Origin of the sequence: Pigmentiphaga sp. CHJ604, assembly GCF_036972535.1 — a bacterium.
GTDB classification, from domain to species: Bacteria; Pseudomonadota; Gammaproteobacteria; order Burkholderiales; family Burkholderiaceae_B; genus Pigmentiphaga; species Pigmentiphaga daeguensis.
In genome coordinates, this window is record NZ_CP136998.1 from 5,022,201 (window position 1) to 5,033,396 (window position 11,196).

The following is an 11,196-nucleotide window of genomic DNA, read 5'->3' on the forward strand; positions in this document are numbered from 1 at the left end:
CCGACCTTGGAACTGCGCCAACTCCGCTATTTCGTCCGCGTCGTCGAGCTGGGCAGCATGGGCCGCGCCGCGCGCGAACTGGGGCTGGTGCCCTCCGCCCTGAGCCAGCAGATCAGCCGCCTGGAAGGCGAGCTGGCCACCCGGCTCCTGCAGCGCACCGCCACCGGCGTCATCCCCACCGACGCGGGGCTGGCTTTCTGGCGGCAGGCGCAGATGGCGCTGCGCCACGCCGACCAGGCCGTGGTCGCGGCGCGCGAGGCCCGGCTGTCGGGCGCGGTCAGCATAGGCTTCGCGCCGTCGACGGCATCGCTGCTGGCCCGCCCCTTCATCGCCGCCATGCAGGAACGCTATCCCGACGTGCGGCTGCATCTGGTGGAAAGCCTGTCCGGCCATCTGGCGGGCTTGCTGAACGCCCGCCTGCTGGACCTGGCCGTGCTGTTCCAGACCGACAGTGGCCGGCACTGGAGCGTCCTGCCCCTGCTGGACGAAAAGCTGTTCGTGGTGGCCCGGCCCGATCTCGTATCCGACCGCCAGCCCCGCCAGCCGATGACCGTGGCGGAAGCGGCGCGGCTGCCGCTGGCCATGCCCAGCAAGACGCACGGCCTGCGCATCCTGGTCGATGCCGCCTTCGACCGCGCGGGCGTCGAGCCGGACATCGCGCTGGAGATCGACGGCCTGACCACGCTGATGAACACCGTGATCGACGCGCCCATCGCCACCATCCAGCCCGGTGTCGCCGCCGGCGGGATGCATGAAGGGCGCCTGTGCCTGTATCCGCTGGACGACCCGTACCTGTTCCGGCGCAACGTCGTCACCAGCGTCTCGGACGACGAGTTGTCCCCCGCGGCGCTGGCCGCGCGGGTGGTGCTGGCCGACCTGATGCGCACGCTGGTGCGCGACGGCCATTGGCCGGGCGCCACCATTCACGAATCGTGAATACCTATTGCCCACGCGCCGTCTAGCCCGGCGCGGCCGCCCCGCCTACAGTGACTCCTCACTGATAGGAAAGCGGAATGATAGATGTCCTGGTCATCGGCGGCGGCAACGCCGCCTTGTGCGCGGCCCTGATGGCCCGCGAGGCGGGCGCCAGCGTCATGCTGCTGGAAGCGGCGCCCAAGGAATGGCGCGGCGGCAATTCGCAGCACACGCGCAACCTGCGCTGCATGCACGATGGTCCGGAAGACGTGCTGGTCGACAGCTACCCGGAAGAGGAATTCTGGCAGGACCTGCTCAAGGTCACCGGCGGCATCACCGATGAGAAGCTGGCGCGCCTGGTGATCCGGGCGTCGTCCAATTGCCGGGACTGGATGCGCAAGCATGGCGTGAACTTCCAGCCCGCGCTGTCCGGCACCTTGCACATCGCCCGCACCAACGCCTTCTTCATGGGCGGCGGCCGGGCGCTGGTCAATGCCTACTACCGCAGCGCCGAGAACCTGGGCGTGCAGATCCGCTACGGCACACCGGTGCATGCGCTGGAACTGGACGGCGATCGCTTCGTCGCGGCGCTGGCCGGGGACGAACGCATCCCCGCGCGCGCCTGTGTCATGGCGTGCGGCGGCTTCGAGTCCAACCTGCAATGGATGCGCGAAGCCTGGGGCCAGAACGAACGGGGCGAATGGCCGGCGGACAACTTCCTGATACGCGGCACCCGGTACAACCAGGGCGCCTTGCTGAAGTTCATGATCGACGCCGGCGCCGACATGATCGGCGACCCCACGCAATCCCATTGCGTCGCCATCGACGCGCGCTCGCCGCTGTACGACGGCGGCATCTGCACCCGCCTGGACTGCGTGTCGCTGGGCATCGTCGTCAATCGCGACGCCCAGCGCTTCTACGACGAAGGCGAGGACTTCTGGCCCAAGCGCTATGCGATCTGGGGCCGGCTGGTCGCCTTCCAGCCAGGCCAGATCGCCTATTCCATCATCGATGCCAAGGCGGTCGGACGCTTCATGCCGCCGGTGTTCAACGGCATCCGGGCCGACAGCCTGCCCGAGCTCGCGCGGCTGACGGGGCTGGACGAAACCCGCCTGGAACAGACGGTGCGGGAATTCAACGCCGCCTGCCGGGGCGAACACTTCGACCACACCATCATGGACGACTGCCGCACGGAAGGCATCTCGCCCGTCAAGACGCACTGGGCCCGGCCGCTGGATACGCCGCCCTATTTCGCCTATCCGCTGCGCCCCGGCATCACCTTCACCTATCTCGGCACCAAGGTGGACGAGAACGCGGCCGTGCACTTCGGCGGGCGTCCCAGCCCGAATCTGTTCTGCGCCGGCGAAATGATGTCCGGCAATGTGCTGGGCAAGGGCTATACCGCCGGCGTCGGCATGTCCATCGGCACGGCCTTCGGCCGCATCGCCGGCACCCGCGCCGCCGAGGCCGCGCGGCACCCTCGTATTCACGGAGCACCCGATCTTGAAGCAGCTTGAGCATCTCGCGCACGACGCGCAAACCCTGGCGGCCGGCGTACAGGCCGTGCCGATCCAATGGCGGACCCAGGCCGCCGCGCAAGGCGGCGCCTGTTCGACCGCGCTGACCGCCGACGAGAACGAAGCGGCCCGCGTCCTGCAAATATGCAATGCCTGCCGCTATTGCGAGGGATTCTGCGCGACGTTCCCGGCCATGATGCGCAGGCTGGAATTCGGCAAGGCCGACGTGCACTACCTGGCCAACCTGTGCCACAACTGCGGCGCCTGCCTGCACGCCTGCCAATACGCGCCACCGAACGAATTCGGCGTCAACGTGCCCCGCGCGATGGCCAAGGTGCGCGTGCAGACCTATGGCGACTACGCCTGGCCGGGCGTCCTGGGACGCCTGTACCGGCACAACGGCGTCACGCTGGCCCTGGCGACGGCGTTCGCGCTGGCGCTGTTCCTGGTGCTGGCCGCCGCCATGAACGGCGGCATCTGGCACGAACCGCTGGCCGGCGACTTCTACGCCATCTTCCCGCACAACCTGCTGGTGGCGCTGTTCGGCACGGTGTTCGTGTTCGCCATCGTCGCGCTGGGGGTAGGCGTGGCGCGCTTCTGGCGCAACGTGTCCCCGGGCTCGCCCACCGGCCCGGCCGTGGCCGAGGCCGCGCACGACGCGCTGCGCCTGAAGTACCTGGACGGCGGGCACGGCAAGGGCTGCAACGAAGAGGACGATGCGTTCACCCTGGCGCGGCGGCGGTTCCACCACTTCACTTTCTACGGCTTCATGCTGTGCTTCGCCGCCACCTGCGTGGCCACGCTCTACCACTATGCGCTGGGGCTGCACGCGCCGTATGCGCTGACCAGCCTGCCGGTGCTGCTGGGCACCGCGGGCGGCATCGGCCTCTTGATCGGGCCGGCCGGCCTGCTGTGGCTGAACCTGCGCCGCCACCCGGCGCATGGCGATCCCGACCAGCGCCCCATGGACCGCGGCTTCATCAGCCTGCTGTTCCTGACCAGCCTGACCGGCCTCGCGCTGCTGGCCGTGCGCGAGACCAGCGCCATGGGCCTGCTGCTGGCCGTGCACCTGGGCGTGGTGATGGCCTTGTTCCTGACCCTGCCCTACGGCAAATTCGCGCACGGCATCTATCGATGCGCCGCGCTGCTCAAGTGGAGCATCGAACGGCGCCAGCCGAGCAACACGCGGCTGACGCCGGACTGAATCCGCCGCGGGACGTCAGCCGCGCGCCAGCGGCGGCCCCGCGAACGGCTTGGCGAACGGCCCGATGGCGCGCATGTCGAACTCCACCAGCACGGCCGGCGCATCGCGGCCGGCCGCATCGCGCAGCACGCGCTCCAGGCCGTCCAGGCCGCGCACCGCGATATAGTCCATGCCGACCGATTGCGCCAGGGCGCCCAGTTCGAAGCCGTGCAGATCGCAGTAATAGCGGCGGCCCCCATAATCCGCGTCCTGGAGGTTGCGCAGGATGCCGTAGCCCCCGTCGTTCATCACCAGCATGACGATGCCGGTCCGCTCCTGGACTGCGGTGGCCAGCTCGCCCAGATTCAGCATGAACCCGCCGTCGCCGGCCAGCAGCCAGGTCTTGCGGTCCGGCCGGCCGGTCGCCGCGCCGATGGCCATCGCCAGTCCCTGGCCGATTCCCCCGCCCACGGCGTGGATGCCCTGCCCCGGTGCGAACACCTGCATCAGGCGATTGCCCCAGGTGCTGTTGGAGATGGTGACGTCGCGCACCCAGCCGAAGTCGCGGCCGCACACGGCCTGCAAGGCGTCGGCGATGCGGTCGTAGGGCGCGATGGCGCCGCGCATCGTGGTCTGGGCGCGCTGCCTTGCGCGCGCGGCTTCGTCCGCCAGGCCGGCATCGGCCCGCATGCGGCCCGCCAGCCGGTCGGCCAGCCTGGCCAGCGTCAGGCGCGCATCGCCCCGCACGAACAATGAAGTCGGATAGGCACGCTGCTCGGCCAGCGGATCCGCGTCGATCTGGATCAGCGTACGCGGCAGTTGCAGCGTGTGGGTCAGCGTTTCCGGCACGCGCAGCCGCGAGCCCACGACCAGCATCGCGTCGCACCCCTGATAGAAGGCCTCGATCGCGGGCTGGCCGTTGAAGGCGCCCAGCGTGCGCGGATCGTCCTCGGGCACCGTGCCCTTGCCCTGCAAGGTGGTCACGGCCACGAAACCCAGGTCCAGCAGGCGGGTGATCTCGGCACGGGCATGACGGGCGCCGCCGCCTATCCACAGGACCGGCCGCCGGGCGTCCGCCAGCAGGTCGGCCATCCGGTCCACGGCCGCGTCGTCGGGCTCGACCGGCGCCATGAACGGCGGCGCCGGCGGCGGCCGCATGGCGACCAGGGCACCTTGCAGGTCGATGGGGATCTCCACGCTGACCGGCCCCGTGGGCGCGGTCAACGCCAACCGGACTGCCTCCTGGACCGTGGCCAGGGCCGTCTCGGCCGACCACACGCGCAGCGCCGCCTTGGATACCGCTTGCAGCATGCCGAGCTGGTCCTTGGCCTCGTGGACGTAGGAGCGGCCCCGGTCCAGGTAAGGCAGCGCGACCTGCCCGGTGATGTGCAGCAGCGGCGTGCCCGCGGTCCAGGCCTCGACCAGCGCACCGGCCGCATTGCCGGCGCCCGTGCCCGTGCTGGTGAAAGCCACGCCCAGTGCGCCCGTGGCGCGGGCGCAGGCATCGGCCATGCCCACGGCGCCGGCTTCGCCGCGCGCGCCTATGTAGCGGATGCGCCCGTCGCGCCCCAGCGCATCGAGCAGCGGCATGTTGTGGATGGACAGGACACCGTAGGCCTGCCGCACGCCCAGCTCGTACAGGTACTGGACCAGGGCATCGCCCACGGTGTGCCGGTTGCAGATCGATGCGCTCATGAATGCAGGCCTTCGGTGGCGGATTGAGGAACAGGCGTGGCGCCGCGATGTCCGGTACCGAGCGCGGCTTCGCGGCCGCCGGCCCGGCGGACCAGTTCGTCCTGGTCGCGCTTGGCGAGCCGGTCGATCTCTTCGGGATAGAGCCGCGCGCACAGCGCGGTGCGCATGGCATGCACGGTGGCGGCCATTTCGGGACGGGCGGCAAGATCCGTGCGTTCATGCGGATCGGCCACGATGTCGAACAGCTCGGGGCCATAGTCCACGTAGTGGTGGTACTTGTAGCGGCCGCGCACGAGGTAGTAGGCGGCGCTGGGCGATCCGACGCCGTGGTATTCGCCCAGGACGACGCGATCGGACTCGTCCGCTCCCACGGCCAGGTCCCGCAGCGAACAGCCCGGCAGCGCGGCCGCGGCCGGCGGCAGGCCCATCGCCTGGAGCACGGTGGGATACACGTCCACCAGGCTGGCGTCGGTGCGGCAACGGTGTCCGGCGGGCACGCCGGGGCCGGCCAGCACGAGGGGAATGCCCGAAGCCTCGCGATACAGCGTGCCCTTGTTCCACAGGCCGCGGGCGCCCAGGTTGTCGCCATGGTCGGATGTGTAGATCACCGTGGTCCGCGCCGACAGCCCGGTGTCGTCCAGCGTGTCGAGCACCGTGCCCATCTGCTCGTCCATGAACTCGACCAGCGCGAAGTAGGCCGCCACCGCCAGCCGGACACGCCCGGGCCCTTCCAGCGCCGCCGCGTGGTCGATGTAGGCCAGCGACCGCCTGACCCAGGGGTGGCGCGCGGCGGCCGGCTCCGGCAGGCAGTCGTCGAACAGCGGATCCTCCAGCACCCGGCGCAGGTAGCGCTCCGGCACGACCAGTGGAAAATGCGGCGCGACCATGCCCACGAACAAGGCCCACGGCGCGGGATCGGCCGCATGCGTGCGCAGCCACTCGCAGGCCGTGGCGCCCACCGTGCGATCGTATTCGTTGTAGGTCGATTCGCCCGCGCCCAGGGATTTGAACATGCCAGACGGCATGGAGCTTGCCGGCAGCGGGTTGCGCACCGATCCCCAGACCTGGCCGATGCCGCCGGGAATGTGCATGGGCAGCCACTGGCGGCGGAAACCGGTGGGGTCCTCGGCGCGGCGGAAATGCAGCTTGCCGATGGACTCGACCAGCAGGCCGGCGTCGGACACCTCCTGCATCCAGGAGCGCGCGCGGCCATCGTAGGCGATGGCGTTGTCCCAATAACGGTGTTCGTGCACGTACCTTCCCGTTGCCAGGCTGGCCCGCGCAGGTACGCACAGCGGGCTGGGCGTCCACGCGCGCTCGAACGCCGTCCCCCGGCGCGCCAGCCGGTCCAGGTTGGGCGTGCGCACGCACGGATGGCCGGCGAACCCCGCTACCCAGGGGTTGTGCTCGTCGGACAGCAGCACCAGGACGTTGGTCGGTTCGGCCATGGCGTCACTTCTCCAGCGAAAAACCGGTGCGCTTGACCACCGCGGCCCACTTGGCGTCCATCGCGCGCATGGAGGCGTCGAGCTCCTGACTGGACAAGGCCAGCGGATCGAGCGACATGCGCGCCAGCCCTTCCCGGTAGGCCGGTGCCTGGCAAGCCTTGGCGAGAGCCTGGGCCAGGGCCTGCCGGACCGGCGCCGGCACCGCGGTCTGCGTGTACGCGCCATAGAACAGGTCGCTGGCAAGATCGGGGAATCCGCATTCCGCCACCGTCGGAACGTCGGGCATGAAGGCGCTGCGCCGCGTGCCGGTCATCATCAGCACGCGGGCCTTGCCGGCCTTGTAGGGTGTGACCAGGTTGGGCAGGGCCGAGATCACGGCCGGCAGGTGGCCGCCGGAGATGTCGTTCAGCGCCTGCGCCCCGCCCCGGTAGGGCACGTGGATCAGCGGCACGCCCGACAGGCGTTCGATCTCGGTGCCGATGAAATGCGGCTCGGTGCCCGCGCCCGGCGTGCCGTAGGACGCCTCGCCGGGGTGGGCCTTGGCCCAGCCCAGGAAATCGGCCATCGTCCGCGCTGGCGCCGAGGCGCCGACCGCGACGCCGAACTGGTAGCCGCACAGCGTGGTCAGGCCGGCGACGTCGCTCATCCTGTAGCCCAGGCCCGCGTTGACGTGCGGCGCGATCGTGAACACGCCGGGCGGAGTGATCAGCACGGCGCCGCCGTCGGCGGGCGATCGCAGCAGCGCCTCGACGCCTATCTGTCCGGCGGCGCCGGCATGGTTCTCGACGATGGCCAGATAGCCGGCGCCGCGCAGTTGTTCGCCGGCCATGCGCGCGGCCACGTCGACCGCGCCGCCGGCGGGTCCCGCCACCAGCAGCCGCAGCCGCGTGGCCGGTTGACTGCGTGCCGCGCGGCACGTCATCATGGATGCCGCTGCAGCACAGAGGAAGTAGCGCCGGGTGAGCATCGTCGCCTCCAAAGCGGGGATGGAGCGCTCATTCTAGGGAGCCGCCCGCCGCCCGGATAATGAAAAGCGCTGTGCCGCCCATAACCCGCGGTTTATGCCCATGAGCGACCTGATCCGCCGACTCACCCTGCGTCACCTGCGCCTGCTCGTCATGCTGGGCGAACTCGGCAGCGTCACCCGCACGGCCCAGCTGCTGCACATCACCCAGCCCGCCGTCTCCAAGGCCATCCGCGATCTGCGCGACATCCTGCACGACCCGCTGTTCGAGCCCACGCCCGACGGACTGGCCTGGACGCCGGCCGGCAAGGCCGCCCTGCAACGGGCGGGCGCGATCCTGCGCAACGTGGAAGACCTGGAACGCGACACCGCCCGGCGCGGCCGCGCCGGCGATACGCCGCTCGGCCTGGGCCTGACCCGCATCGCCGAAGCAGTGGTGGCGACGGCCCTGCCCCATGCCCTGGCCGAACGCGGCGTGCGCGTCAGCCTGCGCCACGGCACGCGCGAACAGATGCACAGCGAACTGGCGGCCAAGTCCATCCACGTGGCGTTCGGGCGCTGCGACGCGGGATTCCGCCTGCCCGACTTCGAATACCACCCGCTGTACGCCGAGAGCTATGCGATCGTGTGCGGCCGCCATCATCCCCTGGCGGGCAGGACGGCCAGCCTGGAGGAACTGGCGGGGCAGACCTGGGTGCTGCCGCCGCCCGGCACCTTCGCCCACCATCTGGTGGAACAGGCGTTCCTGGCCGAGAACCTGACCCCGCCCGCGCCCGGCATCGTATCCACGCTGGGGCCGGGCGACGTCCGGCTGGTCGAGACCCAGCCGTTGCTGGCGCTGGCGCCGCGCAGCGAGGCGCGGCGGCTGGAAGAAGCGGGCACGGTGTCCTGCGTGGAAGGATTGGCGCTGCCGCCGCAGCAGATAGGCGCCATCCTGCTGCGCGCCGGCGAGCGGCATCCCGCCTGCGAGCTCGCCATCCGGATGCTGCGCGCCGGCCCCGGCGAAGCCTGGACTAGACCTGCGTGATGAACTTGGTCACGAGGTACCCGTCGAAGGTCTCGGCGCCGCCTTCGGTTCCCATCCCGCTGTCCTTGATTCCGCCGAAGGGGATCTCCGCCGGGCCCATGCCGAAATGGTTGATGTTCACCATGCCGGCCTCCAGTCCGTCGGCCACGCGCGTGGCCGTCTTCAGCGACTCGGTGAAGACGTACGAAGCCAGGCCGAAGGGCAGCGCATTGGCGCGCCGCAGGACCTCGTCCTCGGTGTCGAAGGGCACCACCGGCGCCACCGGGCCGAAGGGTTCCTCCTGCATGATGCGCGCATCGTCGGCCAGATCCGTCAGCACCGTCGGGGCGAAGAAAAAGCCCTGCCCGTCGCGCCGGCCGCCTCCGGTCACGATGCGGCCGCCGCGTCCCACCGCGTCCTCGACCAGCGCCGCCATGGCCGCCACGCGGCGTGGGTTGGCCAGCGGCCCCATCTGCGTGTTTTCTTCCAGGCCGTCGCCCAACCGGGTCTCGGCCATGGCCTGCGCGAAGGCATCCAGAAAACGCGGATAGGCGGCCCGCTGGACGTAGAAGCGGGTCGGCGACACGCATACCTGGCCGGCGTTGCGCAGCTTGAAGCGCGCCAGCATCGCCGCCGCCCGGTCGATGTCGGCATCGGCGAACACCAGCACCGGGGAATGGCCGCCCAGCTCCATCGTCATCCGCTTCATGTGCGCGCCCGCCAGCGCGGCCAGTTGCTTGCCCACCGGCACCGACCCGGTGAAGGAAATCTTGCGCACGGCCGGCGCGGTGATCAGGTGGCGGGAAATCGCCGCGGGATCGCCCCAGACGATGTTGAGCACGCCCGGCGGAAAACCGGCATCGTGGAACAGCTCGGCGATCGCGACCACCGCGCTGGGCGACTCCTCCGGCCCCTTCAGGATCAGCGTGCAGCCCGCCGCCAGCGCGGCGGCCACCTTGCGGATGGCCTGCGCGAACGGGAAGTTCCACGGCGAGAAGGCCGCGCATACGCCTATCGGTTCGCGCACCACCAATTGCCGCACGCCGCTCTGGCGCGGCGGGATCACGCGGCCGTAGATGCGCCGGCATTCCTCCGCGTGCCACTCCAGGTGCTCGGCGCAGGACTCGACCTCGACCAGGGCCTCGGCCAGCGGCTTGCCTTCGTCCAGGGTGATGTCCCGGGCGACGCGGGGGGCGCGTTCGCGGACCAGCGCCGCCACCCGCCGCAACAGGTCTGACCGTGCCAGGGGCGACGTGCGGCGCCAGCCTGGAAACGCGCGCTCGGCGGCGGCGATGGCACGGTCGAGTTCGGCCGCGCCCACGTGCGGCAGACGGCCGATGACCTGGCCGGTGGCCGGATTGACCACCTCGCCGCCGGAACCTGCGTCGCCGCCGAGGAATTCGCCGTCGATGTAGAAAGCCAGCTTGCGGTACATGTCTGCATTCCTGTTTCGAGGTGTCGTCATTGCGCCGTCACGCCCAGTTTCCTGATCAGCGGGCCGTACACGGCGGCATCGCGCTCCATCTCCGCGCGCGTCTGCTCGGGAGCGGGTACGCGGATCTCCACGCCGCGCTTGCCGTAGTTGCCGCGCAGCGCCGCGTCGTCCATCGCCGTGCGGATCTCCTTGTTGATGTGGGCGGCCAGCGCGTCGGACATCGTGCCCGGCGCGAACACCGAGAACACCGTCGACGGGATCGACCCGGGCTTGCCGCCGGCCTCGGCCAGCGTCGGCACCTCGGGCATGAAGCCGCTGTGCTTGTCGGCCCCGCTTACCAGCACCTTGATCTTGCCGCCCTGCGCCTGCTGGCTCATCACCAGGCCGCCGGCCATCAAGGCGTCGACCTCGCCGCCCAGCAGCGCGGTCAGCGCGGGCGCCACGCCCTTGAAGGGCACGTAGGTGAAGTCCACGCCCTCGGAAGCGGCCAGCATGGCCATGCCCAGGTGGGACACGTGGCCATTCCCGCCGGTGCCGACGTTGATGGCGCCGCGTCCGGCGCGCGCCTTCTCCATGAAGCTCTTGTAGTCGTTCACGCCCAGGGTGCTGCGCACGGCCACGTACAGGTCGATGTGGCCGACGTCGGCCACGGGCTTGAGTTCCTTGCGCCAGTCGTAGGGCAGGTTGGCGTACAGGAAGGGATTGGCGACCAGCGCCAGCCGGTCGACCATCAGCAGGGTCGAACCGTCGCCCGCCGACTTCGCCACGTTGCCCGCGCCGATGATGGCGTTGGCGCCGGGCTTGTTCTCCACCACGAACACCTTGCCGGTGCGCTTGGCCAGTTGGTTGCCCAGGTCGCGGGCCAGCACGTCGGGTTCGGTTCCAGGCGGGTAGGGAACGACGATGCGGACCTGCTCGGGCCCCCAGGGCGTTTCGGCCCGGACCGGCAGGCACGCCGTGCAGGCCAGCGCAAGAAAGACGCAAAGGGACTTCAGACTTGCCATGATGCTCTCCGATGACGACGGGGCCGGAT

Annotated in this window: 9 protein-coding genes; 4 read left to right on the forward strand and 5 right to left on the reverse strand. The window is 70.4% G+C overall.

The window, feature by feature from the left end; translation table 11 throughout:
• Positions 1–6: 6 nt before the first annotated feature.
• The 3 genes from R4823_RS24080 to tcuB all read left to right on the forward strand — a co-directional run bounded on the left by R4823_RS24080 (position 7) and on the right by tcuB (position 3,636).
• Entirely contained in the window at positions 7–936 is a 930-nt protein-coding gene (locus R4823_RS24080) for a LysR family transcriptional regulator (protein WP_087840710.1), read from the forward strand.
• 77 nt (positions 937–1,013) lie between these two features.
• Positions 1,014–2,432: an FAD-dependent tricarballylate dehydrogenase TcuA gene (tcuA, locus tag R4823_RS24085; RefSeq protein WP_338616338.1), complete on the forward strand. Its 1,419-nt coding sequence runs from the start codon at positions 1,014–1,016 to the stop codon at positions 2,430–2,432.
• Positions 2,419–3,636: a tricarballylate utilization 4Fe-4S protein TcuB gene (gene tcuB, locus R4823_RS24090; protein WP_338616340.1), complete on the forward strand. Its 1,218-nt coding sequence runs from the start codon at positions 2,419–2,421 to the stop codon at positions 3,634–3,636. Before tcuA ends, tcuB begins: the two co-directional genes overlap by 14 nt.
• Before the next feature lie 15 nt (positions 3,637–3,651).
• Here tcuB and R4823_RS24095 read toward each other — a convergent pair whose 3' ends face one another.
• From R4823_RS24095 to R4823_RS24105, 3 genes are read right to left on the reverse strand one after another with little or no spacing between them, the layout of a single operon-like run.
• Positions 3,652–5,310: a thiamine pyrophosphate-binding protein gene (locus tag R4823_RS24095; protein ID WP_338616342.1), complete on the reverse strand. Its 1,659-nt coding sequence runs from the start codon at positions 5,308–5,310 to the stop codon at positions 3,652–3,654.
• On the reverse strand, positions 5,307–6,758 hold the full coding sequence (locus tag R4823_RS24100) for a sulfatase-like hydrolase/transferase (RefSeq protein ID WP_338616343.1): 1,452 nt from the start codon (positions 6,756–6,758) through the stop codon (positions 5,307–5,309). Before R4823_RS24100 ends, R4823_RS24095 begins: the two co-directional genes overlap by 4 nt.
• Positions 6,759–6,762: 4 nt before the next feature.
• The gene (locus tag R4823_RS24105; RefSeq protein ID WP_165404344.1) at positions 6,763–7,683 is read right to left on the reverse strand and encodes a tripartite tricarboxylate transporter substrate-binding protein; all 921 of its coding nucleotides are present in this window, start codon (positions 7,681–7,683) and stop codon (positions 6,763–6,765) included.
• Between the two features lie 142 nt (positions 7,684–7,825).
• Here R4823_RS24105 and R4823_RS24110 point away from each other — a divergent pair, with 142 nt between their 5' ends.
• Positions 7,826–8,749, forward strand: coding sequence for a LysR family transcriptional regulator (locus tag R4823_RS24110; protein WP_165963313.1), 924 nt, complete (start codon positions 7,826–7,828; stop codon positions 8,747–8,749).
• Here R4823_RS24110 and R4823_RS24115 read toward each other — a convergent pair.
• Together R4823_RS24115 and R4823_RS24120 are read right to left on the reverse strand one after the other, a co-directional pair.
• Positions 8,736–10,163: an NAD-dependent succinate-semialdehyde dehydrogenase gene (locus R4823_RS24115; RefSeq protein WP_130355452.1), complete on the reverse strand. Its 1,428-nt coding sequence runs from the start codon at positions 10,161–10,163 to the stop codon at positions 8,736–8,738. The two genes, R4823_RS24110 and R4823_RS24115, sit on opposite strands and share 14 nt — an antisense overlap.
• A 26-nt stretch (positions 10,164–10,189) precedes the next feature.
• On the reverse strand, positions 10,190–11,167 hold the full coding sequence (locus tag R4823_RS24120) for a tripartite tricarboxylate transporter substrate binding protein (RefSeq protein WP_132980526.1): 978 nt from the start codon (positions 11,165–11,167) through the stop codon (positions 10,190–10,192).
• Positions 11,168–11,196 lie beyond the last annotated feature (29 nt).

Excerpts from the sequence above, each read along its gene's own strand:
- tcuA (WP_338616338.1), top strand. The coding sequence starts at position 1,014 with ATGATAGATGTCCTGGTCATCGGCGGCGGCAACGCCGCCTTGTGCGCG.
- R4823_RS24095 (WP_338616342.1), bottom strand. The coding sequence starts at position 5,310 with ATGAGCGCATCGATCTGCAACCGGCACACCGTGGGCGATGCCCTGGTC.
- R4823_RS24100 (WP_338616343.1), bottom strand. The coding sequence starts at position 6,758 with ATGGCCGAACCGACCAACGTCCTGGTGCTGCTGTCCGACGAGCACAAC.
- R4823_RS24105 (WP_165404344.1), bottom strand. The coding sequence starts at position 7,683 with ATGATGACGTGCCGCGCGGCACGCAGTCAACCGGCCACGCGGCTGCGG.
- R4823_RS24110 (WP_165963313.1), top strand. The coding sequence starts at position 7,826 with ATGAGCGACCTGATCCGCCGACTCACCCTGCGTCACCTGCGCCTGCTC.
- R4823_RS24115 (WP_130355452.1), bottom strand. The coding sequence starts at position 10,163 with ATGTACCGCAAGCTGGCTTTCTACATCGACGGCGAATTCCTCGGCGGC.
- R4823_RS24120 (WP_132980526.1), bottom strand. The coding sequence starts at position 11,167 with ATGGCAAGTCTGAAGTCCCTTTGCGTCTTTCTTGCGCTGGCCTGCACG.